The organism is Stenotrophomonas sp. SORGH_AS_0282 (assembly GCF_030818125.1).
Taxonomy (GTDB): Bacteria; Pseudomonadota; Gammaproteobacteria; order Xanthomonadales; family Xanthomonadaceae; genus Stenotrophomonas; species Stenotrophomonas rhizophila_A.
On the sequence record NZ_JAUTAB010000001.1, the window covers coordinates 1,995,116 to 2,020,308 of the forward strand.

The following is a 25,193-nucleotide window of genomic DNA, read 5'->3' on the forward strand; positions in this document are numbered from 1 at the left end:
TTTGGGGGCGTAGATTGGCCCCATGACCACTCCATCCCCAAACCCCGGCCGCCGCGCGGTGGTGGCTGCACTGGCGTCGCTGCCGCTGGGATGCACTGCAGCGGACCCCGAACAGCAGGCAGCATTGGCGTCCTCGACCCGGACGCTGGTGGCGTACTTCTCGCGCTCGGGAAACACGCGTGTGATTGCCGGGTTGATCCATCGCAGCCTGCCGAGCGACCTGTTCGAGATCCAGGCGGCAGAAGAATACCCGGCCGACTATCTGGAAACGGTAGCGAAGGCCAGACAGGAAAGGGACGACGGCGTTGAGCCTGCATTGCGCGCGTCCATCGACGACATGAGCCGCTACGACACCGTGTACCTGGGATTCCCGATCTGGGGTGAAACCGCGCCTCCGGTGATCCGATCCTTTCTGTCACGGCACGACATGAGCGGCAAGACCGTCGTGCCCTTCATTACCCATGGCGGTTATGGCGTAGGCAGCAGCCTTCGCGTGCTCGCCCGCCATGCACCCAATGCTCGCATCCTGGACGCCTTCACGATGGAAGCCGATCAGGAGCGCAGGACCATGGAGACGGTCAACGCCTGGTTGGCTACTCCCCCCACTGTTCGATGAGGACGCCACGATGAAAACCCGCATTCTTGGACAAGGCCTTGCAGTTTCCGCCCTCGGCCTGGGCTGCATGGGCATGAGTTCGGGCTACGGCCCGGCGGCAGACAGGCAGGAGATGATCGCGCTGATCCGCACGGCGGTGGAGCGGGGCGTTACCCACTTCGATACGGCGGAGGCCTATGGCCCGTTCGCCAATGAAGAGCTGGTGGGCGAGGCACTGGCGACGGTGCGCGACCAGGTGGTGATCGCCACCAAGTTTGGTTTCGATATCGACCCGGTAACCGGTGCGCGTGGACCGGGCACCAACAGCCAGCCGGCGCATATCAAGGCGGCCGTTGAGGCGAGCCTGAAGCGGTTGCGTACCGAGCGCATCGACCTGCTGTACCAGCACCGGGTAGACCCGGCGGTGCCGATTGAGGACGTGGCCGGTGCGGTAAAGGACCTGATTGCGGAAGGGAAGGTAGGGCACTTCGGGCTGTCCGAAGCAGGGCTGCAGACCATCCGCCGGGCACATGCGGTGCAGCCGCTTACCGCCGTGCAGAGTGAGTACTCGCTGTTCTGGCGCGCGCCGGAAAACGAGCTGCTGCCCCTGCTGGAAGAACTGGACATCGGCTTCGTGCCCTTCAGCCCATTGGGCGCCGGGTTCCTGACCGGCAAGATCGATGAAAACACCCAGTTCGACGCCAGCGATTTCCGTAACGTGGTGCCGCGCTTCTCTGCAGAAGCCCGCAAGGCCAACATGGCATTGGTGGATGTGGTCAAGGCACTGGCCGTCGAGAAGGGTGCCACGCCTGCGCAGGTTGCCTTGGCTTGGCTGCTGGCACAGAAGCCGTGGATCTCACCCATTCCCGGCACGACAAAGCTGCACCGCCTTGATGAGAATCTGGGCGCGTTGGACCTGATTCTGGAGCCGGCCGACCTGCAACGGATCGATGGCGAACTGGCCCATATACGCATCAGCGGCGAGCGCTTGCCCGAAGCTGCGTTGAAGATGACGGGTAGGTAGGCGGGTACTTCGCTGGCATGATGCCGGAAGTCAGGATCAGGGAGTGGACTCGCAGAATGCAGGCTTCTTCTCGAGTCCTGAAGGGAAGGCTGTCCCGCTTGTTGCCGGAACCGGGCAGCCCTATGATCACTGCGTAGGCTGGGCCCGGATCTGGAAATTCCACACATTGGAGGTGAACGATGAAGGCAGTAGCTGGGTTCCTCTCGCTTTTCTGCGTGGCAATTTCCGCATCAGCAGCCACCCCGGTATCAGTGCAGTTCACAGGCGTAGTGCAACAGGACGCCTTGCCGCCTGTTGCACTGGATCTGCAACTGCCATCCCAGCAGGCAGCAACCGTTCAACTCTCCAGCGGCTTCACCCTGGAGCTTACTACCCCCGGCAACTCCGCCAGTCCAGATGGGGCCCGCATCAGGCTGCTGTCGTCCAAGGGAGAGGTAATGCACACGGCTCGCGTACCGGATGCTGGCCTTGCCAGCGTCTCCTTCGCTTACCATGTATGCGCGCGTAGTGTCACGTACATGTCCCCGGCGCCAGCCGTCGTGCCTGCCTGCAGAGTGTCAGCCCGGCTCACTCGCTGACTGACTCTGGGCGGGCTGGTCCTCTTTCAGCGACAACGGCCGCGCCATGTCTCTCATCCAGCCCCAGAGGATGTAAAAAATGGGGCTGGTGGTGAGAACCCCGATCGACAGCAGCACAACGCCGTAGTTGAACAGCCGCTGCGGGTCGCACTCCAGCGGTCCGCTATTGCCCTTGCCCATCCGGACACAGCCGTGTTCCGGATAGGCAACGGCGTAGGCGCCCCAGACGAACAGGCCGGCCAACAGGGCGAACAGCAACATCACGCCCAGCTCTGCATCCTTGTTTCCCAGCCGCTCCCACCGCTGCGCCAGCCGCAGGTTCAACATGGGGCACCGGAGAGCTGCTGCTCCTGCCGCAGCCAGTGGCAGAATGCCTCCACCTCGGGGCGCTGTTGGGAGACGTCACGGCGTATCAGCCAAAACGCGTACGCATTCTCCAGGCCCAATCCAAGCGGCTTCACCAGCCTGCCTTGCCGAAGGTCGTCGTCCACGAGGGGAGCGAGGCCCAACGCAACACCGTGGCCTGAAACTGCAGCTTCCTGGGCAAGATAGATGCTGGCGAAGACCGGGCCCGACGCGGCGTTCACGTTCGTGGCGCCGGCTGCCGCCAACCAATCCGACCACGCAGGAACCCCATCGCGCCCTGTCGCGCCCTCATCGTGCAGCAGTGTGAAGTGGCGCAGATCGTCAGGGTGCTCCAATCCGTGGGGGTTGGCGCCCAGCAGCGCGGGCGAGCAGACGGGGAACGCAGGCGCCTGCATCAGTAAATCTGCACGGACGCCAGCGTACTTGCCCGCTCCATAGCGGATGCCGACATCAAATCCCCCGCGCAGGAAGTCCGCGTGCTCGTCGCTGGTGTCGATCCGCACCCGAACGTCCGGAAATGCCTGCTGGAACCGGTGCAGCCGGGGCACCAGCCACTTGGCCGCGAACGATTCCATGGTGGTCACCCTCAGCTCGGACGGCGCTCGCTTGCTGGCACGGTCCAGCGCCAGGTCCAGCTGCCCCAGGAGCTCGCCGACCGTTGCAGCCAGTTCGGCGCCTTCCGGCGTCAGTGTCACCGAGCGGTGGTTGCGCTGGAACAGGCTTACGCCAAGGTGCTCCTCGAGATGCTTTACCTGGTGGCTCACGGCCGCCGGGGTGACGAACAACTCACTGGCCGCGCCGTTGAAGCTCAGGTGGCGCGCCGCCGCTTCAAACGTACGCAGGGCATTGAGCGGGGCGGCGGGTCGGGTTTTCACAGGCGCCTGGCAGAGCGGAGTCGTCCGCATCGTATCGCATTAGATTTTCTAAGGCGAAGGGCAAAACAACTCGTTTGTCGCGCCCCGGCGGGTTGGCCACGATGCCCATCCTGCCAACAGGGTGTCCGTAATGCGAATCCAGGAACTGGCTACAGATGTCGTGATGTTCGTCGGTGACGAGGTGGAATCGGTCGCCACCACATTCATGGATGGAGAGCGGGCGCTGCTGGTCGACTCACTGGGCAGCGAGGCCGATGCCGCCCGGGAGCAAGAAGCATGAATGACCTCAACCACCGTCGGCGCTTCCTTGTGGGATGCGCGGGCGCGGCAGCGGCGACGCTGCTTCCGTTCGGGGCGCTGGCAGCAGCGGCAGTGCCCAGAACACTGCGCGCCCAGCGACTGGCATGGGCAGGAGTCCGCCTGCAATTGCCCGACAGCACGCTGTTCATCGATCCGCTGGTCAGTCCAGAGGCATGGGGCAGGGCACTACCTGACCGGCTGGTGCCAGTGGCCGATGCGGTCGGCGAAACCCACGTACTGGTCACCCACACCCATTCGGACCACTTCGATGGCACCGCAGTAGCGACCGCGCTCAAGAACGGCGGGGTGTTGGCGTATCCGGCAGGCTTGCAGCCCTCACCGTGGCCGCAGGGCGCGCGTGCCCGCCCCAGTGCGCTGTGGGAGCCGCAGCTGCTGGGCGACTTCACCGCCACGCCGGTGCCTGCATCGGATGGTTACGGGGATACGCAGGTCTCATGGGTTGTCTCGGCCGGCGGGCGGCGCATCTTCCACGGCGGCGATACCCAGTGGCATGGCAACTGGTGGCGCATCGGCCGCCAGTTTGGCCCGTTCGATGCAGCGTTTCTCCCGATCAATGGCGCGCGCTTCGGCTGGCGCGAGCCGGCGAGTGGCCAGCCGGGCGTGCTCGCGCCCGAGCAGGCGGTGGCCGCTGCGGTTATCCTCGGCGCTCGGGTGCTGGTGCCGATTCACTACGGTGTCAGCGGAATGGACAAGTATGTCGAAGTGGATGATCCGCTTGGCAGGGTTCGCCAGGCCGCACGCGAGCGGGATGTCCCTTTGCAGATCATGGAGCCGGGCACGTGGTTGCCGTGGCCGGAAGGGAGCCTATGAAAACGCTGAACTGCATCATCATTGCCTTCGCCGTATCGTCCCCGGCCTTGCATGCACATGCGGCGGAGCGTGCCAGCCCCAAGCGCCCCTCCGTCGAGCAGCTGCAGAAGGTCATCGTCAGCAGGTCGCCGCAGACCCGTGTGGAAGCAGCGGACAGCGACCGCATCACCGCACGCCGCATCGACATCGTTGACGAACAGGGCGTGATCCGCATGACCCTTTCGGGCCAGACGCCCGCGCCGATTATCGACGGCATCCAGTACAAGCGCGCCTTCAATGTGGCGGGCATGGTGCTGTACGACGACAAGGGCAGTGAGCGCGGCGGCTTCGGTACCGCGGACGTAGATGGCGGCATGGCCGTCCTCGCCTTGGACCACCCCGCCATGGATGCCATCGGCTGGCGCGTCTCACCGGATGGCGAGGTGCGCTTTTCGATCAACCAGGCACCGCCGTTGATTCGCGAACCCCGCCTGGACAACCGCCTGATTCCGGGGGTGCAGACACCCACACGGATCCAGATGGTGGTGGGTGCCGACGGCACGCCGGCCATCGCGCTCAACGACAAGCAGGACCGGGCCAGGCTGCGCTTGACCGTCACCCCGGAAGGCTACGGCGCCATCGAGTTCCTGGATGCGCAGGGCAAAGTAATCCATACGCTGGCACCAGAAGCAGCACAACAGTAACGCCAACCACTTTCATGGAGTCCGCATGGATACTGAAATCCGGCAGCACGAGGAAGCCCTGCGCATTGCGATGCTCACCAGCGACGTGGAGGCCCTGGAATCCCTGATCGCAGACGACCTGATCTTTGTGGGGCCGTCAGGCGATGTTTTTCACAAGCAGGATGATCTTTCGCTGCACCGTTCCGGACGCCAGAAGCTCACCTTGGCAGAGTGGCGATCTGTAGAGATCTCCGCGCAAGGGCAGGCCGCTGTAACCTCGGTAACAGCCGAGCTGGCAGGCACGTTCGACGGCGCTGCGTTCGCAGGGCACTTCAGGTACTGCCGCTTCTGGGTGAAAACGGCGAGCGGCTGGCAGGTGCTGGGTGGTTCGGTTATCGCGTTACCATCGGCCTGAACCCACTGCTGGACGCACCTCATGATGAAATCTGGCCTGCTGTTGATTGCGCTGATTATGTCTGCCGGGCAGGCCCTGGCCACGCCGTCATGGGGCGCGCCCAGTTCCAGCCCGGCCAACACGTCGCTGGCCGCGCTCAAGCCGGGCGAGTGGGTGTGGGGCGGCGATTCCAAAGCGATGGGCCCGATGGCGGTGGTGGTCAGCATCACCGAACAGCGCGCCTACGTGTACCGCAACGGCCTGCTGGAGGCCGTGTCCACGGTGAGCACCGGCAAGCCCGGTCACGAAACGCCCACGGGTGTGTTCACCATCCTGCAGAAGGACAAGGACCACCATTCCAGCAAGTACAACGACGCCGCCATGCCGTACCAGGAACGTCTTACCTGGGATGGCATTGCCCTGCATGCCGGCGGGTTGCCGGGGTACCCGGAATCCCATGGCTGCGTGCACCTGCCCACCGAGTTTGCCCGGCGGCTGTTCGGTGCGACCAACATGGGCATGGTGGTAGTGATCGCCAAGGAGGGCGTATCCGATCCGACGCTGGTGCACCCCCGCGTGGCCAGCCCGATCGACCCGGGCACCGGCAAGGAAGTGCTGTCCGTACCGCTGGGCACGCAGGAGGCGTTCCGTTGGCAGCCTGACGTTGCACCCACCGGCATTGTGTCGCTGTTGCTCAGCACCAGCGACCGCCGACTGTTCGCATACCGTGACGGCAAGGAAATCGGCCGTTCGCGCGTGGGTTTCCGCGATGGCGCAGCGCCTGAAGGAACGCGCGCGTACATGGTTGCCAGCAGCAACGCGCCGGCAACCGAACCGTCATGGGTAGAGGTTGGCATCCCAGGGGAGGAAGCGGCCCGTGGCAACGTGGTGAGCCAGGCCGACGAGCAGCGCGTGCTGCTGCCCGAGGGGTTCCGTGCCGCGCTGCGGCCGCTGATGAGCCCGGGGGTGGTACTGCTGGTAACCGACCAGCATGTGCTGCCCGACACCACGGGGCCGGCATTGCAGGTGCTGAATGCCGAGCAGCCGGCGCTTTAATGAGACCCCCAGATGGGGGAGGCATTGCGAGCCCTGATTCTGGATGCGGCAACGGGCGGCCGGGTGGACGATCACGGCATGGCAGCAGAGCAGCGGACGCTGTCGCCCCCTCGCAATGACCCTATGAGGTGCCCCATGCGGTATAGATTATTTGGCCGGACCGGCCTTCGCGTCTCCACGCTTGCGCTGGGCACGGGCAACTTCGGCAAAGGCTGGGGTTATGGCTCGGATCGCGATGAAGCGCAGCAGATCTACTCCCGGTACCGGGAGGCAGGGGGCAACTTCATCGATACGGCGGACCAGTACCAGTTCGGCCAATCGGAAGAAATGCTGGGCGGGTTCATTGGCGGCGACCGCGACGATCTGATCCTGACGACCAAATTCTCGTTGGGCGCCAGCCCCGCTGCTGGCCTGCAGCGCACTGGAAACAGCCGCAAGGCGATGATCCAGAGCGTGGAAGCAAGCCTCAAACGGCTGGGGACCGATCGGATCGACCTGCTGTGGGTGCACATGCCGGACGGCGTCACGCCCATCGATGAAATTGCCCGCGGGCTTGATGACCTCGTCCGCTCTGGAAAGATCCTGTATTCAGGTCTTTCGGATTTTCCAGCCTGGCGGATTGCCACCGCGGCAACCCTGGCAGAGCTGCAGGGTTGGGCGCCGGTGTCGGCCGTGCAGCTCGAATACAGCCTGGTGGAACGCACGGCCGAACGTGAGCTGTTGCCCATGGCCGCCGCCTTCCAGCTTGGCGTGGTGAGCTGGTCGCCGCTGGGTGGTGGGCTGCTGACCGGGAAGTACCGCAAGGGCGAAACCGGTCGCGCAGAAGGGCTGGGCGCGGTCATTCACAGTGAAAGCGACGAGCGTAAGACGCGCGTGGTGGACGAGGTGCTTGCGCTCGCTGAAACCACCGGGCTGCCTCCCGGCCAGATCGCGTTGGCCTGGGTGCTGGCCAAGGGCACGCTGCCCATCATCGGCCCGCGGACGCCCGCGCAATTGGAGGACAACCTGGGCGCTGCACAGGTGCAGCTGACGCCCGAGCAGGTCCGTGGGCTGGATGACGCAAGCGCGTTCCCGCTGGGTTTCCCGCACGATGTCGTTGCAGGAAGTGCGGGATCCCTCGCCGGCGGAATGCTGGAAAGGGTTGACTTTCCTGGCTGGATGGTCAAATAGCGGCTTGGCAGAACAGAGTCCGAACGCCGGTTCAGGTCTTCACAATCCATGTACGTATCGCAGCGTCATGATTGGTCCGGCAGAGGGGGCTCTATTTACCTGAAGACCCAAGAAGGAGTACTGGAAATGATGATGACCAAGAAGAATGTGGTGTTGGGCGTGGCGCTCGTTGCCACCTTGGGCCTTGGCGGTTGCGCCACCTATAAGGACGAGTTTGCCACCATCAACTCGCGCCTCGACTCGCTGGACACGAAGGTGCAGGGCGCAGCCCAGAGCGCCGAATCGGCCAACCAGTCGGCCCAGCAGGCCAACCAGCGCCTGGATCAGATCGAAAGCCGCGTCCAGCGCCTTGAGTCGGTCCCGGCCAAGCGTCAGCCGCGCGGCTGATCGTTTGTTGCACAGGCTGTAACGAACGACTGGAACATGGAGACCGGTGGCCTTTGCGGGCCGCCGGTTTCCTTGCTTGACCCGTAGTTGCTTCAAGGAATCCCCACGTCCATGCACATCCGTCCCGCTATCCGCGCCACGTGCAGCGTACTGGCATTGTCCCTGGCGTTCGCCGGGCCCGCCGTCGCCCGCACCCAGCAAGCCGCGCAGGAACCCACCCAGGAATCCGCCGAGCAACCGGTCGTGTCGAACGATCAGCTGCCGCCGGACCAACCCGTGTCCGACACGGTCATTCAACTCGCCGGCTGGATCAAGGCGAGCCGGGACACGGAAGGTTATCCGTTCGCGGTGATGGACAAGGCCGCAGCCCAGATCCTGGTATTCGATGGCAAGGGCAAACTTCTTGGTGCCGCGCCGGGCCTGTTCGGCTCAGCGGTCGGCGACCATTCGGCCCCGGGCGTGGCCGGTCTGGCGCTAAAGGAAATTCCGGGCCGTGACCGTACCACGCCAGCAGGCCGCTTCATTGGTGGCTACGGTCCGTCGCTCGATGCCGGGCGCGTGCTGTGGGTGGACTACGATACGGCGGTGTCGATCCATCCAACCGCAACTGGCGTTCCCGCCGAAAAGCGCGCCGAGCGCCTCGCTACGCCGACGCCGGACGACAACCGTGTCACCCACGGCTGCATCAACGTCAATCCCGATTTTTACGCGCGGGTGATCCAGCCCACGTTCGAGAAGGGCGGCGTGTTCTACATCCTGCCGGACAAGCAGTCGCTTGCGGAAACCTTCCCGGATTTCGTGCAAAGCCGCGGAAACGAGCAGCGCACCGCACCCGAGTAACCGGCGCCGTGTAACCCCTGTGGAGCGGGTCCGATGAGAAGCTTGCTGGCCATTCTCGTGGTTGCATGCCTTGCCACCACGGCCCAGGCGCAGGTAGCCGCCAGGAGCGCCGCCCAGCCGGCGGCGCCGCCGCACACCTCCGATGGCATGGCGTGCGACAGCCCGAACCAGTCCCAGGCGGGTCTGAATCAATGTGCAAGTAACAGCGCACAAACTGCCGACGCCGAGCTCAACCGCGTCTATGCGAAGGTCTTGGCTGCCAACGCCCAGGACAAGGCATTCATCGAGAAGTTCAAGGCGGCGCAGCGCGCCTGGATCGTGTTCCGTGATGCACAGATCGCGGCGCGCTACCCGAACCCGGCGGACTACGGGAGTGTCCTGCCGATGTGCCAGAGCGGGGAGTACGAGCAACTGACGCGCGACCGCATCAAACAGCTCAACGCCTGGATCGTCGGCACGGAGGAGGGCGACGTCTGTGCGGGCTCGTATCCGATGGCGAAGCCGTAGACGCGCCGACGGATCTCCCGCAGCAGGATGTCGATGGTGGTGTCGGCCAGGTCCTCCGCCGGATGATGGACGGCAGTAAATTCGCTTGACGCAAACCGGTTTGCACTACAAACTGCTCCAAGGCGACCCCCTTGGAGCACGTGATGCCGCAGCCGGCAGTCAGTGATTCCTACAGCCGTATCCAGGCCGTAACCCGCGAGTACTCGAGGTACTCACGAAGTGCGGGCGGCCTGTCGGCCATCGCCGGCGGCATTGCATGCCTGGCGTCCTTCCTCGCCGGCGCCCTGTTGCCGGCCACGATCGAACTGCGTGCGACACTCATCGCCGTACCGGTGCTGTGGCTCCTAGCCAAGCAATGGCTGGCGCATCGCTACTACCAGCGCTTCGGTCAGGTCGAGGAACAGATCACCGCGACCGAGCGCAACTTCCAACGCCTTTTCATCGCCTTTACCGCCCTGATCAGCGCCCTGATCGTCGGCTTCGTGCTGACCCGCATGGCACCGATGGGCAGACTGCCGTGGGACCTGCGCGCGATCGGGTACCTGATGGTGGTGGCGCTTTTGCCGCTGATTGTCTGGCGCTGGTTGCGCACGCCGCTGGAGTTCATCGTGGGCGTATTCCTGCTTTGCCAGGCCGCGGTGGCATTCACCGGCCAGACCTATGCGTTCGGCCCTATCACCGTGGTGTTTCCGCTGGCCGCCATTGCCTTGGTGGTGGTCGGGTGGCGCGACCACCGGCGGTTCATACGCCTGCAGACGGAAATGCGCGCGTTCGTGGCTGCGCGGAAGCCGGTGCCATGACCCAGCTTCCCGACCCCCGCAGCCTGTTGCAGCTTGATCGGCTGATCCACGAGCCAGCGCGCCTGTTGATCCTGTCGATCCTGGCCGGCGCCGAATCAGCTGAATTTGCGTTCGTCGAACATCTCAGCGGCCTGAGCAAGGGCAACCTTTCCAGCCATCTGAGCAAGCTCGAAGCCGCAGGGTTGGTCGCCATCGAAAAATCGTTCCGGGGCAAGCGCCCGTTGACCACCCTGCAGCTGACGCCTGCAGGACGCCAAGGGCTGGCCCAGTACCGCAAGCAGCTTGCGGCAGTCGTCGCAGGCATTCCCGATCCACACAGCACGGATTCCTGATATGACACTGTTCGCGAAATTGACGGCGACGCTGGTTCTATCGCTGGTGGCATCCAGCGGCCTTGCCGCCAGCCAGGACACGCGCGAGGAAGGCGCGAGCATGACCTCGCAGTTCTACCAGGGGAATGTCGATGCACTGTGGGAGCGGATGACTCCGCAGATGCAGGCCACATTGCAGTCGAAACAGAGCCTGACGGCGCTCAGGGGACAAGTGCTCGCTGCGGGTGGAGAGGAAACCGACGTTGTCAGCGAAACGGTCAGCACCGATGGCGGGTATGACATCTACGTGCGCCAGGCTCGATTCGCTAAGAGTCCGGCCATCATCCAGATCACCTGGGCATTCGACGCACAGCGCAAGATAGCAGGCTTCAACATCCGCCCACACCAGGCCAGTCCATCGCCGCCCGCGGCAAGCGAGCGCCTTGACTACAAGAACCGCACGCCGCTGCAGCTGCCATTCTCCGACGAGTTCTACGTGTTCTGGGGCGGGCGCAGCGTCGAACAGAACTACCATGCCGCGCATGCAGGCCAGCGTTTCGCCATGGACCTGCTGGTCCTGCAGGATGGCAGTTCTCATCGTGGGGAAGGTAGCCGCAACGAGGACTACTTCTGCTTCGGCAAGCCCATCCTGGCTCCGGCAGACGGCAGGGTGGTGGAGGTGATCGACGGCGTGGCCGACAACGTGCCGGGTGAGATGAATCCCAGCCAGCCCACCGGCAACCGCGTCGTCATCGATCATGGCAACGCCGAATATTCGGTCCTGGCCCACCTGCGCCAGGGCAGTGTGCGGGCAACCAAAGGGCAGGTCGTGCGCACCGGCACGCAGCTCGCAGACTGCGGCAACAGTGGAAATTCTTCCGAAGCCCACCTGCATTACCAGTTGCAGGCCGGACCCGAGTTCGGCAAGGCCACCGCATTGCCCGCACAGTTCTCCAACTACCTGGCCGATGACAAGCCGGTCGCGCTGGGTGAGCCAGTGAAAGGCCAGCGTATCCGCCAAGCCACCGCCGCGCCGTAGTGCGTAAGGCTAGGGGCGCTGCACCGGCCCTGATACGGAATCGCGCGTGATCAGCTGATGCGCAAGCACCTGATTGACGATGGCGCGCGCCGAAGCAGGCGCGCGCCGGATCTCACGCAGCAGGATGTCGATGGCGGTGTCGGCCATGTCCGCCACCGGCTGGTGGATGGTGGTCAGTTCCGGCCACACCATCGTCGACGCTGACGTATCGTCGAAGCCCACCACCGAAAGATCACGCGGCACGTCCAGCCCGCGCCGATGTGCCACTGAAACCACCGCCGACGCCATGTCATCGTTGCTGGCGAAGATCGCACTCGGCGGGTGGGGCAGGGCCAGAAGATGCTCGGCGGCCTCCAGTCCGGATCGATACGTAAAGAGCCCGGGCTGCACCAGCGCCTCGTCGTACCCGATGCCGGCATCTGCCAACGCATCCCGATATCCCTGCCAGCGTTGCGCGCTGGCGGTCTGGTTCGGATCACCGGTGATGTAGCCGATGCGCGTATGCCCGTGGCCGATCAGATGCGTGACCATCTGCTTGCTGGCATGGCGGTCATCAATGCGCACGCAGGAAACCCGGTCGCTGAACTGGCTGGATGCGATGGAGACGACCGGGATCCCGGCATTGACGAAAATGTCGACGATCGCCTTCGATTCGCACAGGGGCGGCGGAAGAATCACCCCGGCCACGCTGTCGCACAGTTGTCGTGCGGCCTCCCGCCGTGCAGTGGCGCTCAACCCATCCCAGGTGGAGATCGCCAGCTGCGCCGCGGACCGGGTAGATCCGCGCAGCGCGCCCACCAGCAGCTCACGCAGGTAGCTGGAGCTGGGATTGGTGTAGATCAGCGCGATGCAGGTGTGCTGCGCCGCCGCCAGGGCGCTTGCCGCCAGGTTGGGGCGGTAGTCCAGTGCAAGCACGCTGCGCATGACCCGTTCGCGGTTTTCCTCGCGCACGCTGGAATGGCCATTGATTACGCGCGAAACCGTCATGGCCGACACGCCCGCGTGCGCGGCGACCTCATCGATGGTGATGGCACTGCCTTTGCGACGCACCACTTTCTGGCTGTTTTTCAAGGAAGCGTTTCCTTTGCTGCGCTGCATGATGACAACCGTGTGACCGGGTGATTAGTCTGCGCCCTGACGCGATGGTAGCGCTACCACTAAGCCAAGGTAAGGCTCAGCGGGGACCCCCCATATACCAAACGCGTGTTCTGGCAAGCCTGAAAGCGAGTTTGAGTCGCAGTGCAGCGAAAACGCACTGCGATGTTCGGTGTGGAAGACGGGCATCGCCCGTGCGTGCCCCTTGGAGGGGCGGTACATCCATTCGATCGTATGTCAGAGGGGAGAGTCATGAGCGCTTGTGCTTTCCGTCGTACCCCAGACCTGAGGGCTCACGCATGAGCCGGAAGCTGGCGAAACTTACATCCCGGGCCATGTTCACCTTCGTGGGCGGCGTCCTGGTCATCAATCCCGCATTCGCCCAGGACGCCGCAACGCCGGCACCTGCCGCGCAGCAGCAGTCGCAGTCCCAGTCCACCCCGACCCAGCTCGACACCGTGCAGGTAACGGGTATCCGCAACAGCCTCAGCCAGGCAATGGACATCAAGCGCGACTCGGCTGGCGTGGTGGATGCGATCAGTGCCGAGGACATCGGCAAGTTCCCGGATACCAACCTGGCCGAATCCCTGCAGCGCATCACCGGCATCTCGATCGAGCGCCGTGATGGTGAAGGCGCGCAGGTCACCGCGCGTGGCTTTGGCCCGCAGTTCAACATGGTGACCCTCAACGGCCGCCAGATGCCCGGTGCCGACGCGTTCGGCGCGGCGGGGCAGGTCGCCATCGGCGGTGTGGACGGCGGTACCCGCGCGTTCAACTTCGCGCAGCTGGCGGCCGAAGCCGTCAACGGCATCGAGGTCTTCAAGACCAGCCAGGCCAACGTGCCCAGCGGCGGTATCGGCGCCACCATCAACATCCTCACCGGGCGTCCGTTCGACCATGAGGGCACGGTGGCCAGTGCCGGGGCGAAGATCGTCTCCGACCAGAGCCAGCCGTTCGACAACGACATCACCCCGGAGCTTTCCGGCATCTTCAGCTACACCAACCCGGACAAGACCTGGGGCGTGGGTGTCAGCGCGAGCTACCAGAAGCGCAAGGGTGGCTCGGTGCAGGCCACCAACAACTACTGGAACATCCAGCCGTGGACCGGGACCATGCCCGGCAATCCGACCGTGACCAACGCACCGGCGATCGGCGCGCTGTACGGGCGCCCGAACGACCTGCGCTATGCGTTCGCCGATTTCGAGCGCGAGCGCATCAATGGTCAGGCGGTGCTGCAGTTCGCCCCGACCGATGCGGTGACCCTGACCCTGGACTACACCCATTCGACCAATGAAATCGAAGAGAATCGTGGCGAGCAGGGCATGTGGCTGCAGAACAGCAACTACACCGATGTGGTCTTCGACACCAGCGGTGCGGTGGCCACGCCGATCTACATCCGCGAAATCGCCGGCACCAAGGACTTCGGGCTTGAACAGCAGCGCAGCATGCAGAAGTACAAGCTGGGGTCGCTGGGCTTCAATGCCACCTGGAACATCACCGACCGCTTCAAGCTGAGCTTCGACGGCCACGATTCGAAGAACGAAAGCCGGCCGAATGATCCGCTCACCGGCGGCGGCTCCATCTTCTCCAGTATCGCCGGCACCAACAACTGCACCACCGGGCCGCAGTGCGGTGGCACCTACGTGCAGGAAATGGTCTGGAACAACGGTCTGCCGGTGGGCACCCAGGTCTGGTACCCGACCGCTGCCGATGCCATCGCCAAGACCAATGGCGTGGTCAACGGTGGGTTCGTGCCGGGCGAGATCGGCTCGCAGGTGCTGCGCATCAATTCGCAGACCCAGATCAGCGAGATCAAGCAGGGCCGCGTCGACGGTGAGTGGGCATTCGACGCGGGCCGCTTCCAGTTCGGCGTGGACACCAGCAAGCAAACCACCCACCGCATCCAGGCCGCGGAGAACTACAACACCCTGGGCGACTGGGGCGTGGCCAATGTCAACGGCGATGTGGCCAACGGCCTGATGGACCTGCTGCAGCCGGTGAACATCGTCGGCATGTTCGACGATTTCAACATCAACAGCTTCAGCGCCTGGCGCGGCGACGCCGGCCGGCTGGCGCAGTGGGCGGGGCAGTACTACGGCGCCAACCTGGGCGTGAGCCCACAGAATGCTGCCGACAACCGGGTGGAAGAGAAGACGAACTCGGCGTACATGCAGATCGAGCTGGACGGTGACCTCGGCGGCCACCGCACCAATACGCGACTGGGCGTCCGCTACGAAACCACCGATGTGGTGTCCACCTCGATCATCGCCATTCCCGAAGGGATCCAGTGGCAGGCGAACAATGACTTCCGCGTGCTGTTGTCCGACGAGCAGCAGCCCTTCACCGAGAAGACCAGCTACAGCTACATCCTGCCGAACCTGGACTTCAGCATCGATCTGCTGGATGACCTGAAGGGCCGCATCTCGTTCGGCAAGAGCATCGCCCGTGCGCCGATCGGCAATCTCTACGCCGGCCCGACCGCGCAGCAGCCGTTCGGCTCGGTGCTGATCGACCCGTCCTCGCGGGCCAGCGGCACCGCCCAGAACCCGGCCCTGAAGCCCCTGGAATCGGACAACCTGGACCTGGCCCTGGAGTGGTACTTCGCCGATGCCAGCTATGTGTCGGTGACCTACTGGAACAAGCAGGTTGCCAACTTCATCGGCAACACCATCGTGCAGGAGAACCTGTACGGCCTGCGCGACCCCACCTCCGGACCGGACGCGCAGGCGGCGCTTGGCTTCCTGACCAGTGGGGCCTGTATCGCCCAAGTTGGCCCGGCCAACGCGGCGGCCTGCTCGGCCAATGACACCTCGCTGTTCACCGCCTTGGCGCTGCTGCGCAACAACCCGGCCGGGCTGGGTGCCTTCGACGGCACCGGCGCACAGGTGCTGGCCACCGAGGCGGCGTATGACCTGTATGGCACGGCGGCCGACCCGCTGTACCAGTTCAACGTCAACCGCCCCATCAACCAGAACGAGTCCAAGCTGCATGGCTGGGAGCTGGGCGGGCAGTACTTCTTCGGCGACACCGGCTTCGGCGTGCTGGCCAACTACACCATCGTCAACGGCGACGTGGGCTACAACGATGCGGGCGACCCCAACGTCGACCAGTTCTCGCTCACTGGCCTCAGCGACACCGCCAATGCCATGCTGATGTACGAAAAGTACGGCTGGTCGGTGCGCCTGGCCTGGAACTGGCGCGACCAGTACCTGATCCTGGCCAACCAGGGGTCCAGCCGAAACCCGTACTATGTGGAAGAGTACGACCAGTGGGATCTCAGCGTGGGCTACACGCTCAATGACAACTGGTCGTTCAGCCTTGAAGCCATCAACCTGACCGGTGAGGACGTGCGTTGGCGTTCGCGCACCTCGCAGATGATGGTGAAACTGGCTGACCAGGATCCGCGTTACATGCTTGGCGTTCGTTACAGGTTCTGAACAGGCCACGGGTGCCGCTGTTCCGGCAGCGGCACCCGTGCAGGCTCCTGCAGGGATTGGACTACACATGCCGCGTTACGAAATGCTCAACAACATCGCCCACCGGGAGCTGCGTGTCGCGACCGGTTTCGGGCCCGAATTTGGCGACGCGGTAGGCATGGTGCCGGCCTACCCGAGCGAGTACGCCGAACTGCAGCGGGAATACCCGATTTTCCTGCGCAAAGACGCTGCCACCGGGGAGTGGCAGTCGGTGGTTCTGCTGGGCTTTGAACAGCACGAAAATCTATACCTGGACGACGGCCGTTGGAATGCGTCCTACCTTCCGGGGGCTGCAGCCAAGGGGCCGTTCCTGATCGGGTTCCAGGAAAACCGCATCGACGGAGCGCTCACCCGGGAGCCGGTGCTGCACGTGGACCTGGACCACCCGCGCGTGAGCAACAGCGCCGGCGAGCCGGTGTTCCTGCCACAGGGTGGCAACAGCCCTTATCTGGACCACATTGCCAACGTACTGCGCGGCATCCACGACGGCCATGCCTTTGGCGCCGAGATGTTTGCGATGCTCGATACCAAAGGCCTGATCCAACCGATCACGCTCGACGTGCAGATCGACCCGCAGAACCGGGTGGGCGTAAACGGCCTGCACGCGATCGACCGCGACCGCCTGGCCCAGCTGGACGGTACCGCGCTGGCCGAACTCAACCGCGCCGGTTACCTGGAAGGCGCGTACCTGATGCTGGCTTCACTGCACAACATGCGGCGGCTGATCGCTGAAAAGCAGCGCCGCCTGCGCGCGCAGGATGCCGCCACCGCGACGGGCAGGAACTGACCGATGCCGGATGGCGTTGCCATGCGCACCCTGGAAGGCCTGCAGCCCGATACGCTGCCACTGGCGGCGCTGGTGGCTGCCGGCGAGCCGGTGGTGCTGCGCGGCATCGCGCGCGACTGGGCACTGGTGCAGGCCGGGTTGCGTTCCCCCCAGGATGCGTTGGCCTACCTGCGCGGTTTCGATGCCGGCCAGCCGGTGCAGTACTCCTTCGGCGGTCCCGAGATCGAAGGGCGCCCGTTCTACAACGACGATTTCACCCAGTTGAACTTCGAGGTCCGGCGTGGACTGCTGTCGCAGGTGCTGGACGAGATCGCCGACACCTTCGATGCCCCGAAGCCGCCCACCTATTACGTGGCCTCGCTGCTGATCGAGCGTGCGCTGCCCGGGTTCGCGCAGGCCAATGATGCCGGCCTGGCCGGGCAGGGCATCGACGCCTCGGCCAGCATCTGGATCGGCAACCGCGTCACCGCGTCCTGCCATTACGACACGCCGGACAACCTGGCCTGCTGCGCCGTGGGCCGGCGCCGGTTCACCCTGTTTCCGCCGGAACAGATCGACAACCTCTATCCGGGCCCGCTTGAACCCACCCCGGGCGGGCAGGTGGTCAGCGTGGTCGATTTCGACCGCCCGGATTTCGACCGCCATCCCCGGTTCCGTGACGCGCTGGCCAGCGCGCAGACCGCCGTGCTGGAACCGGGCGATGCCATTTTCATTCCCAGCATGTGGTGGCACCACGTGCGCAGCCTGGAGCCGTTCAACGTGCTGGTGAACTACTGGTGGCGCAGCGTGCCCAGCTTCCTGTCCTCGCCGCTGCCGGCACTGCAGCATGCGATGTGGGCGCTGCGCGATCTGCCGGAGCGCGAAAAGAAGGCCTGGGCAAAGATCTTCGAGTACTACGTGTTCGGTCCCGGTGAGCGCGCAGGGCAGCACCTGCCCGACGCCGCCCGGGGAGAGCTTGCACCGTTCGACGAGATGCAGGCGCGCCGCACCCGCGCGCAGCTGCTCGGTCGACTCAACCGCTGATAGGGGCATCGCTTTGAACGCTGCGAACACAACAGAAGGGCGAATCCGCAAGGTGGTCATCGCCGGCGGCGGTACCGCAGGCTGGCTGGCCGGCTGCGCACTGTCGCACCAGTTCCGCGAGCAGCTGGACATCACCCTGGTGGAGTCCGAGCAGATCGGCACCGTGGGCGTGGGCGAATCCACCGTGCCGCCGATCCGCACCTTCCACCGCTACCTGCAGATCGATGAGCAGGAGTTCCTGAAGGCGGTGGCCGGCACCTTCAAGCTCTCGATCTCGTTCGAGAACTGGCGCCGCCCGGGCGAGCGCTTCATCCACCCGTTCGGCACCATCGGGCAAAGCACCTGGGCCACCCCGTTCCATCATTTCTGGCTGGACAGCCTGCGCCGCGGCATGCCTTCGGACCTGGGCGACTTCTGCCTGGAAAGCGTGGCTTCGCGCGGTGACCGGTTCTCGCTGCAGACCCAGCCCCAGGTCAACTACGCCTATCACTTCGACGCCGGGCTGTACGCGAAATTCCTGCGCCGCCGGGCCGAAGCGCAGGGCCTGCGCCGTGTGGAAGGCAAGATCCGCGAAGTGCGGCAGCACCCCCACGACGGCTCCGTGGCGGCGCTGGTACTGGAAGACGGGCAGGTGATCGAAGGTGACCTGTTCATCGATTGCACCGGCTTCCGCGGCCTGCTGACCGAGCAGACCATGCACAGCGGCTACGAGGACTGGAACCAGTGGTTGCCCAGTGACCGCGCCGTGGCCGTGCAGACCGAGTCGGTCAAGCCGCCGGTGCCGTACACCCGCGCCATCGCGCACGAGGCCGGCTGGCGCTGGCACATCGCGCTGCAGCACCGGGTAGGGTGTGGGCTGGTGTTCTCCAGCCGCCATATGTCCGATGACGAGGCGCAGGCCAAGCTGCTGCGTGACGTCGAAGGCCAGCCGCTGCGTGATCCGTGGCTGGTGCCGTTCCGCAGTGGGCGTCGCTTGAAAGCCTGGAACAAGAACGTGGTGGCGCTGGGCCTGGCCAGCGGCTTCATCGAACCGCTGGAATCGACCAGCATCCACCTCACCATCAGCGCCGTGGTGCGGCTGATCCAGCTGTTCCCGTTCGATGGCATCACCCCGACGCTCACCGCGCTGTACAACGATGTCAGCCGGCAGGAAATGGAGCACGTGCGTGACTTCATCATCCTTCATTACCACGCCACCCAGCGCGACGAGCCGATGTGGAAGGCGTGCCGCGAGATGGAGTTGCCCGAATCGTTGGCGGTGCGGCTGCGCGCCTGGCGCGAACGCGCACACGCCTGGCAGGACCCCGGCGAACTGTTCCGCGTGGACTCCTGGACCAGCGTGCTGATGGGGCAGGGCATCCTGCCGGGGCCGCCGCACCCGCTGGCGCGCGCGCTCAGCGATGCCGACCTGCGCACGCTGCTGGCGCGGATCCAGCAGCCGATACAGCAGGCAGCGGCAAGCATGCCCTCGCAGGCAGAGTTCATTGAACGCTACTGCAAGGCGCCGGCAGAAGTCTGGCCGCGGAGGCTGGCCACCGTCTAGCGGGGGCCACGCTTTGCCGCACGAAATTGGTAGCGCTACCTTTCAAGAACACACGGGGTACATGGGATGGATCTGGTTGCGGGAATCGATGCAGGTACGCAGAGCCTGAAGGTGCTGGTCTACGACCCCGCCAAGCGCAGCGTGGTGGCCAGCGCCAGCGCGGCGCTGGAACTGGACAGCGCCGCCGATGGCAGCCGCGAACAGCGCCCGGCCGATTGGGTGGCCGCATTGCACAACTGCTTCGCTGCGATCACCCCGTCGGTGCGCTCGCGCATTGCTGCGCTGGCGGTGTCCGGCCAGCAGCACGGCTTCGTGCCGCTCGATGCAGCAGGGGTGGTGCTGGCACCGGCCAAGCTGTGGTGCGATACCAGCACCGCCGCGGAGTGCACGCAGATCATGGACGCGGCCGGTGGGACAGCGCAGACCATTGCGCTGGCCGGCAACCCGATCCTGACCGGCTACACCGCCTCGAAGCTGCCTTGGACCAGAACGCACCGTCCCGATGCGTACGCACGCCTGGCCACCATCCTGCTGCCGCATGACTACCTCAACTTCGTGCTGACCGGCGAGCGGTTCTGCGAATACGGCGATGCCTCGGGCACCGGCTGGCTGGACGTGCGCACCCGCACCTGGTCGCCCGAGCTGCTGCGCGCGACCGATCCGGAACGCGATCTGGCCGATTGCCTGCCACCCATCGCGCCACCGGAAGCGTTGTTCGATATCGCACCGGCAGCCGCGAAATCGTTCGGCCTGCCTGCCACCGTGAAGGTGGCCGTCGGCGGTGGCGACAACATGATGGCGGCCATCGGTACCGGCTGCGTAGTGCCCGGTCGCCTGGCGATGAGCCTGGGCACCTCGGGCACGCTGTTTGCCTACTCCGACAGCCCCGTGGTCGACCCCGACGGGGCCTGGGCCGCGTTCTGCTCGTCCACCGGCGGCTGGCTGCCATTGATCTGCACCATGAACTGCACCGTGGTGACCGAGCAGGTCGCTGACGCGTTCGATTTCAGCACCCGCTTCGGCGATGGCCACCTGCGGACCACGCCACCCGGTGCCGATGGCCTGGTGATGCTGCCGTTCCTCAATGGCGAGCGCACGCCCGACCTTCCCCACGGCAAAGGCGTGCTGGCGGGCCTGGACACCACCAACATGACCCCGGCCCACCTGTACCGCGCGGCGATGGAAGGGGCGACGTACAGCCTGAAATACGGCTACGACGCCTTCGTCCGCGCCGGCATGCAGTTCGACCGCATCGTGCTCACCGGCGGCGGCAGCAACAGCGCCGCCTGGCGGCAGCTGGTGGCCGATGTGTTCGGCCTGCCGGTGGACGTGCCGACCCAGTCCGAAGGCGCAGCGTTCGGTGCGGCCCTGCAGGCGCTGTGGGCGCTGGGCCATGCACGCGGCGATGAGGCCAGCATTGCCGATATCGCCGAGCGCCATGTGGCGCTCGAGCCGCAGTTGTCGGCGCGCCCGGAGCCGGCGCGCACACCTGCCTATGCCACCGCCTATGCGCGCTTCCTGCGCTATCTCGACGCCGTCACGCCGCTGCAGCGCGGCTGATTCCTCTACGCGACACCTCGCACAACGAAAGGAACTGCACCATGAGCACCCAACCCTACATTGGCGCCAAGGAATACTTCCCCGGGATCGGCCGTATCCCCTTCGAAGGCCGCGGTTCGGACAACCCGCTTGCGTTCAAGGTCTATGACGCCAACAAAGTGATCGGCGGCAAGACCATGCAGGAGCACCTGCGCTTCGCGGTCTGTTACTGGCACACCTTCTGCAACGCCGGGCACGACCCGTTCGGCCCGGGCACCCGCCATTTCCCGTGGGACGCCGGCTCGCCGCTGGCCAGCGCCGAAGCGAAGGTGGACGCTGCGTTCGAATTCTTCACCAAGCTGGGCGTGCCGTACTGGTGCTTCCACGATATCGACCTGTCGCCGGATGCCGACGATGTGGGCGAGTACGAAAAGAACCTCAAGCACATGGTCGGCCTGGCCAAGGCGCGCCAGGACGCCACCGGGATCAAGCTGCTGTGGGGTACCGCCAATCTGTTCTCGCACCCGCGGTACATGAATGGTGCATCGACCAATCCGGATTTCGCCGTGGTGGCCCGCGCCGCCGTGCAGGTGAAGGCCGCGCTGGAAGCCACCGTGGAACTGGGCGGCGAACATTACGTGTTCTGGGGCGGTCGCGAAGGCTACGCCTCGCTGGTGAACACCCAGATGAAGCGCGAGGTGGACCACTTCGCGCGCTTCCTCACCATGGCGCGCGACTACGGCCGCAGCATCGGCCTGAAGGGCAACTTCCTGATCGAGCCCAAGCCGATGGAGCCGATGAAGCACCAGTACGACTTCGACAGCGCCACCGTGGCCGGCTTCCTCAAGGAACACGGCCTGGAGAAGGACTTCAAGCTCAACATCGAAGCCAACCACGCCACGCTGTCCGGCCACACCTTCGAACACGACCTGCAGGTCGCCTCCGACCACGGCCTGCTGGGCAGCATCGACGCCAACCGCGGCAATGCCCAGAACGGCTGGGATACCGACCAGTTCCCGAGCGACCTGTACGACACCGTGGGCGCGATGCTGGTGGTGCTGCGCCAGGGCGGCCTGGAAGGCGGTCTCAACTTCGACGCCAAGGTGCGCCGTGAATCCACCGATCTGGACGATCTGTTCATTGCCCATATCGGCGGCATGGACGCGTTCGCGCGCGGGCTGGAAGTGGCCCATGGGCTGTTGAACGACTCTCCGTGGGAACAGTGGCGCAAGGAGCGTTACGCCAGCTTCGACAGCGGCGCCGGCAAGGACTTCGAGCGCGGCGCGCTCAGCCTCACCGAGCTGGCGGCACTGGGCGCGAAGGGCGGCGAGCCGAAGCAGATCAGCGGCAAGCAGGAACGTTACGAAAACCTGATCAACCAGTACCTGCTGCGTTGAGCCCACCGGCAAGGATGAGCACCATGACCCACTACCACGCCACCCGCCGCACCGGCTTCCTGCTGGCCGCGCTGCTGCTCGCGCTTGCGGCCTGCAAGGGCGACGACACGCCGGCTGCACCCGCCCAGCCCGAGGCCAAGGCCGATGCCAACCCCTGGCCCCAGGTGACCTGGCCGTTGCCCGACGATCCCGCGATGGAAAAGCGGATCACCGAGCTGATGGCCGGCATGACGGTCGAGGAAAAAGTCGGCCAGCTGGTGCAGGGCGACATCGCCAGCATCACGCCGGATGACGTGCGCAGGTATCGATTAGGCTCCATCCTTGCTGGCGGCAACTCCGATCCCGGCGGCCGCTACGACGCCAAGCCCGCCGAATGGCTGGCGCTGGCCGATGCATTCTACGAAGCCTCGATGGACACCGCGCAGGGCGGCAAGGCCATTCCGGTGCTGTTCGGCATCGACGCGGTGCACGGCCAGAGCAACATCGTCGGCGCCACCCTGTTCCCGCACAACATCGGGCTGGGCGCGGCACGCAACCCGGACCTGGTGCGGCGGATCGGCGAGATCACCGCACTGGAAACCCGCGCCACCGGCATGGAGTGGGCGTTCGCACCCACCGTTGCGGTCCCGCAGGACGACCGCTGGGGACGCACCTACGAAGGCTATTCCGAATCGCCCGAAGTCGTGGCCAGCTACGCCGGCGCCGTGGTCGAGGGCCTGCAGGGCAAAGTGGGTTCGCCCAACTTCCTGGATGGCCGCCACGTGATCGCCTCGGTCAAGCACTTCCTCGGCGACGGCGGCACCACCGATGGCAAGGACCAGGGCGATACCCGGATCAGCGAAGCCGAGCTGGTCCGCATCCACGCCGCCGGTTACCCGACCGCGATCGCAGCGGGCGCGCAGACTGTCATGGCATCGTTCAACAGCGTCAACGGCGAGAAGATGCATGGCCACAAGGCCTACCTCACCGACGCGCTGAAGGGCCGCATGAACTTCGGCGGCTTCGTGGTGGGCGACTGGAACGGCCACGGCCAGGTCAAGGGCTGCACTACTACCGATTGCCCGGCCACCATCAATGCCGGGCTGGACATGGCCATGGCCTCGGACAGCTGGAAGGGCTTCTACGAGACCACGCTGGCGGCGGCGAAGGCCGGCACCATCACCCAGGAACGCCTGGATGATGCGGTGCGCCGGATCCTGCGGGTGAAGATGCGGCTGGGCCTGTTCGAAGCAGGCAAGCCGTCATCGCGCGCGGTCGGCGGCCAGTTCGCGCTGATCGGCGCACCGGAGCATCGTGCGGTGGCACGCCAGGCCGTGCGCGAATCGCTGGTGCTGCTGAAGAACCAGGGCGGCGTGCTGCCGCTGGCGCCCAAGCAGCGCATCCTGGTAGCCGGTGATGGAGCCAACGATGTCGGCAAGCAGGCCGGCGGCTGGACGCTGAACTGGCAGGGCACCGGTACCACCCGCAAGGACTTCCCGAACGCGGACAGCATCTTCGAAGGCATCGCCCAGCAGGCCAAGGCCGCAGGCGGCGAAGCGCTGCTGGCCGTGGATGGCAAGTACACCGCCAAGCCGGACGTGGCCGTGGTGGTGTTCGGCGAAAACCCTTATGCCGAATTCCAGGGCGACCTGGCGACCCTGGCCTACAAGCCGGGCGACGACGCGGATCTTGAGCTGATCAAAAAGCTGAAGGCCGATGGCATCCCGGTGGTGGCGGTGTTCCTGAGCGGACGCCCGCTGTGGGTGAACCGCGAGATCAATGCGTCCGATGCGTTCGTGGCGGCGTGGCTGCCCGGTTCGGAAGGCGGCGGCATTGCCGACGTGCTGCTGCGCAAGCCCGATGGCAGCGTGCAGCACGACTTCAAGGGCAAGCTCAGTTTCAGCTGGCCGCGCACCGCGATCCAGTACGCCAACAACGTGGGACAGAAAGACTACGACCCGCAGTTCGCCTTCGGCTTCGGCCTGACCTACGCCGACAAGGGCGACCTGGCCCCGCTGCCGGAAGTCTCCGGCGTGACCGGCAACGAAGGGGCGGCCGGTGTGTTCTTCGCACGCGGTGACGCCGGCTCCGGCATGGCGCTGCGCCTGGAAGGCAGCACGGGGCAGGGCGTCACCGTCACCAAGGTGCCGGAATCACTCGATGGCGACCTGCTCAAGGTTACCGGCGTGGACCACCTGGTGCAGGAAGATGGCCGCCGCCTGGCGTGGTCGGGCAAGGGTGAGGCAACGGTTGCCGTGCAGTCGCACGTCCCGCTGGACCTGCAGCGCGAGAGCAATGGCGACCTGATGCTGATCACCACGCTGCGGGTGGATGCTGCGCCCAAGGGCGACGCCTGGCTGTCGGTCGGTTGCGGCGCCGGGTGTACCGCCCGCGTTCCGCTCGCACCTGCGCTGGCCAAGCTGCCGGTGGGCGAATGGAAGCGCGTGGGTGTGCCGTTGAAGTGCCTTGCAGGCGCGGGGGCGGACGTGGGCAAGCTGGATCGGCCCTGGTCGATCGGCACCGCCGGCGCAATGACGCTCTCGGTGTCACGCGTCGCGCTGGGCGCCCTGAACGAAGCGGACGCCACCGTCGCATGCCCAGGCGCGTAACCATGCGACC

Annotated in this window: 24 protein-coding genes; 21 read left to right on the forward strand and 3 right to left on the reverse strand. The window is 65.3% G+C overall.

The window, feature by feature from the left end; genetic code table 11:
• Window positions 1-22 precede the first annotated feature (22 nt).
• Window positions 23-616, forward strand: coding sequence for a flavodoxin (locus tag QE395_RS08865; protein ID WP_095364092.1), 594 nt, complete (start codon window positions 23-25; stop codon window positions 614-616).
• A 10-nt stretch (window positions 617-626) separates the two neighbouring features.
• Window positions 627-1,619 (forward strand): aldo/keto reductase, encoded by a 993-nt coding sequence (locus QE395_RS08870; protein ID WP_095364093.1) that lies wholly within the window; start codon window positions 627-629, stop codon window positions 1,617-1,619.
• Between the two features lie 557 nt (window positions 1,620-2,176).
• Here the strand turns inward: QE395_RS08870 and QE395_RS08875 are convergent.
• Window positions 2,177-2,521 (reverse strand): hypothetical protein, encoded by a 345-nt coding sequence (locus QE395_RS08875; RefSeq protein ID WP_176472674.1) that lies wholly within the window; start codon window positions 2,519-2,521, stop codon window positions 2,177-2,179.
• Window positions 2,518-3,438: a transcriptional regulator GcvA gene (gene gcvA / locus QE395_RS08880; protein WP_217977561.1), complete on the reverse strand. Its 921-nt coding sequence runs from the start codon at window positions 3,436-3,438 to the stop codon at window positions 2,518-2,520. The genes QE395_RS08875 and gcvA overlap by 4 nt, the downstream gene beginning before the upstream one ends.
• Before the next feature lie 130 nt (window positions 3,439-3,568).
• Here gcvA and QE395_RS08885 point away from each other — a divergent pair, with 130 nt between their 5' ends.
• The 12 genes from QE395_RS08885 (at window position 3,569) to QE395_RS08940 (ending at window position 11,735) form a co-directional block, all read left to right on the forward strand.
• The gene (locus QE395_RS08885; protein WP_176472675.1) at window positions 3,569-3,718 is read left to right on the forward strand and encodes a hypothetical protein; all 150 of its coding nucleotides are present in this window, start codon (window positions 3,569-3,571) and stop codon (window positions 3,716-3,718) included.
• Window positions 3,715-4,569, forward strand: coding sequence for an MBL fold metallo-hydrolase (locus tag QE395_RS08890; protein WP_095364096.1), 855 nt, complete (start codon window positions 3,715-3,717; stop codon window positions 4,567-4,569). The genes QE395_RS08885 and QE395_RS08890 overlap by 4 nt, the downstream gene beginning before the upstream one ends.
• Entirely contained in the window at window positions 4,566-5,252 is a 687-nt protein-coding gene (locus tag QE395_RS08895) for a hypothetical protein (RefSeq protein ID WP_095364097.1), read from the forward strand. Before QE395_RS08890 ends, QE395_RS08895 begins: the two co-directional genes overlap by 4 nt.
• Before the next feature lie 25 nt (window positions 5,253-5,277).
• On the forward strand, window positions 5,278-5,646 hold the full coding sequence (locus QE395_RS08900; protein ID WP_093536506.1) for a nuclear transport factor 2 family protein: 369 nt from the start codon (window positions 5,278-5,280) through the stop codon (window positions 5,644-5,646).
• 24 nt (window positions 5,647-5,670) lie between these two features.
• Complete coding sequence (locus tag QE395_RS08905; RefSeq protein ID WP_306988579.1) at window positions 5,671-6,681, forward strand: L,D-transpeptidase; 1,011 nt, start codon at window positions 5,671-5,673, stop codon at window positions 6,679-6,681.
• A 135-nt stretch (window positions 6,682-6,816) separates the two neighbouring features.
• Complete coding sequence (locus QE395_RS08910; protein WP_095364098.1) at window positions 6,817-7,851, forward strand: aldo/keto reductase; 1,035 nt, start codon at window positions 6,817-6,819, stop codon at window positions 7,849-7,851.
• Window positions 7,852-7,977: 126 nt separating this feature from the next.
• Window positions 7,978-8,238 carry a hypothetical protein gene (locus QE395_RS08915; RefSeq protein ID WP_068852137.1) on the forward strand — a complete coding sequence of 87 codons (261 nt, stop codon included), beginning with the start codon at window positions 7,978-7,980 and terminating at the stop codon, window positions 8,236-8,238.
• 150 nt (window positions 8,239-8,388) lie between these two features.
• A complete protein-coding gene (locus QE395_RS08920; protein WP_095364152.1) occupies window positions 8,389-9,078 on the forward strand; it encodes a L,D-transpeptidase in 690 nt (229 codons plus the stop codon).
• 33 nt (window positions 9,079-9,111) lie between these two features.
• Window positions 9,112-9,585 (forward strand): lysozyme inhibitor LprI family protein, encoded by a 474-nt coding sequence (locus QE395_RS08925; RefSeq protein WP_217977563.1) that lies wholly within the window; start codon window positions 9,112-9,114, stop codon window positions 9,583-9,585.
• A gap of 143 nt (window positions 9,586-9,728) precedes the next feature.
• Entirely contained in the window at window positions 9,729-10,385 is a 657-nt protein-coding gene (locus QE395_RS08930) for a hypothetical protein (protein ID WP_095364154.1), read from the forward strand.
• Complete coding sequence (locus tag QE395_RS08935) at window positions 10,382-10,717, forward strand: transcriptional regulator (RefSeq protein ID WP_095364099.1); 336 nt, start codon at window positions 10,382-10,384, stop codon at window positions 10,715-10,717. Before QE395_RS08930 ends, QE395_RS08935 begins: the two co-directional genes overlap by 4 nt.
• Complete coding sequence (locus tag QE395_RS08940) at window positions 10,668-11,735, forward strand: peptidoglycan DD-metalloendopeptidase family protein (RefSeq protein WP_255220513.1); 1,068 nt, start codon at window positions 10,668-10,670, stop codon at window positions 11,733-11,735. The genes QE395_RS08935 and QE395_RS08940 overlap by 50 nt, the downstream gene beginning before the upstream one ends.
• Window positions 11,736-11,744: 9 nt before the next feature.
• On the opposite strand, the gene QE395_RS08945 is transcribed toward QE395_RS08940, so the two are convergent.
• Entirely contained in the window at window positions 11,745-12,806 is a 1,062-nt protein-coding gene (locus QE395_RS08945) for a LacI family DNA-binding transcriptional regulator (protein ID WP_176472676.1), read from the reverse strand.
• Window positions 12,807-13,129: 323 nt separating this feature from the next.
• Here QE395_RS08945 and QE395_RS08950 point away from each other — a divergent pair, with 323 nt between their 5' ends.
• The 7 genes from QE395_RS08950 to QE395_RS08980 all read left to right on the forward strand — a co-directional run bounded on the left by QE395_RS08950 (window position 13,130) and on the right by QE395_RS08980 (window position 25,183).
• A complete protein-coding gene (locus tag QE395_RS08950; RefSeq protein WP_306988585.1) occupies window positions 13,130-16,267 on the forward strand; it encodes a TonB-dependent receptor in 3,138 nt (1,045 codons plus the stop codon).
• Between the two features lie 67 nt (window positions 16,268-16,334).
• On the forward strand, window positions 16,335-17,093 hold the full coding sequence (locus QE395_RS08955) for a SapC family protein (protein WP_176472677.1): 759 nt from the start codon (window positions 16,335-16,337) through the stop codon (window positions 17,091-17,093).
• Between the two features lie 3 nt (window positions 17,094-17,096).
• Complete coding sequence (locus tag QE395_RS08960) at window positions 17,097-18,116, forward strand: cupin-like domain-containing protein (RefSeq protein ID WP_306988587.1); 1,020 nt, start codon at window positions 17,097-17,099, stop codon at window positions 18,114-18,116.
• 13 nt (window positions 18,117-18,129) lie between these two features.
• Window positions 18,130-19,659 carry a tryptophan halogenase family protein gene (locus QE395_RS08965; RefSeq protein ID WP_306988589.1) on the forward strand — a complete coding sequence of 510 codons (1,530 nt, stop codon included), beginning with the start codon at window positions 18,130-18,132 and terminating at the stop codon, window positions 19,657-19,659.
• A gap of 66 nt (window positions 19,660-19,725) precedes the next feature.
• Window positions 19,726-21,219 carry a xylulokinase gene (xylB, locus tag QE395_RS08970; RefSeq protein WP_306988591.1) on the forward strand — a complete coding sequence of 498 codons (1,494 nt, stop codon included), beginning with the start codon at window positions 19,726-19,728 and terminating at the stop codon, window positions 21,217-21,219.
• 41 nt (window positions 21,220-21,260) lie between these two features.
• Complete coding sequence (gene xylA, locus QE395_RS08975) at window positions 21,261-22,595, forward strand: xylose isomerase (RefSeq protein WP_068852108.1); 1,335 nt, start codon at window positions 21,261-21,263, stop codon at window positions 22,593-22,595.
• Between the two features lie 23 nt (window positions 22,596-22,618).
• Entirely contained in the window at window positions 22,619-25,183 is a 2,565-nt protein-coding gene (locus QE395_RS08980) for an exo 1,3/1,4-beta-D-glucan glucohydrolase (protein ID WP_306988594.1), read from the forward strand.
• Window positions 25,184-25,193 lie beyond the last annotated feature (10 nt).

Coding starts and splice junctions, on each gene's coding strand:
- QE395_RS08865 (WP_095364092.1), top strand. CDS start 23: ATGACCACTCCATCCCCAAACCCCGGCCGCCGCGCGGTGGTGGCTGCA.
- QE395_RS08870 (WP_095364093.1), top strand. CDS start 627: ATGAAAACCCGCATTCTTGGACAAGGCCTTGCAGTTTCCGCCCTCGGC.
- QE395_RS08885 (WP_176472675.1), top strand. CDS start 3,569: ATGCGAATCCAGGAACTGGCTACAGATGTCGTGATGTTCGTCGGTGAC.
- QE395_RS08890 (WP_095364096.1), top strand. CDS start 3,715: ATGAATGACCTCAACCACCGTCGGCGCTTCCTTGTGGGATGCGCGGGC.
- QE395_RS08895 (WP_095364097.1), top strand. CDS start 4,566: ATGAAAACGCTGAACTGCATCATCATTGCCTTCGCCGTATCGTCCCCG.
- QE395_RS08900 (WP_093536506.1), top strand. CDS start 5,278: ATGGATACTGAAATCCGGCAGCACGAGGAAGCCCTGCGCATTGCGATG.
- QE395_RS08905 (WP_306988579.1), top strand. CDS start 5,671: ATGAAATCTGGCCTGCTGTTGATTGCGCTGATTATGTCTGCCGGGCAG.
- QE395_RS08910 (WP_095364098.1), top strand. CDS start 6,817: ATGCGGTATAGATTATTTGGCCGGACCGGCCTTCGCGTCTCCACGCTT.
- QE395_RS08915 (WP_068852137.1), top strand. CDS start 7,978: ATGATGATGACCAAGAAGAATGTGGTGTTGGGCGTGGCGCTCGTTGCC.
- QE395_RS08925 (WP_217977563.1), top strand. CDS start 9,112: ATGAGAAGCTTGCTGGCCATTCTCGTGGTTGCATGCCTTGCCACCACG.
- QE395_RS08930 (WP_095364154.1), top strand. CDS start 9,729: ATGCCGCAGCCGGCAGTCAGTGATTCCTACAGCCGTATCCAGGCCGTA.
- QE395_RS08935 (WP_095364099.1), top strand. CDS start 10,382: ATGACCCAGCTTCCCGACCCCCGCAGCCTGTTGCAGCTTGATCGGCTG.
- QE395_RS08950 (WP_306988585.1), top strand. CDS start 13,130: ATGAGCCGGAAGCTGGCGAAACTTACATCCCGGGCCATGTTCACCTTC.
- QE395_RS08955 (WP_176472677.1), top strand. CDS start 16,335: ATGCCGCGTTACGAAATGCTCAACAACATCGCCCACCGGGAGCTGCGT.
- QE395_RS08960 (WP_306988587.1), top strand. CDS start 17,097: ATGCCGGATGGCGTTGCCATGCGCACCCTGGAAGGCCTGCAGCCCGAT.
- xylB (WP_306988591.1), top strand. CDS start 19,726: ATGGATCTGGTTGCGGGAATCGATGCAGGTACGCAGAGCCTGAAGGTG.
- xylA (WP_068852108.1), top strand. CDS start 21,261: ATGAGCACCCAACCCTACATTGGCGCCAAGGAATACTTCCCCGGGATC.
- QE395_RS08980 (WP_306988594.1), top strand. CDS start 22,619: ATGACCCACTACCACGCCACCCGCCGCACCGGCTTCCTGCTGGCCGCG.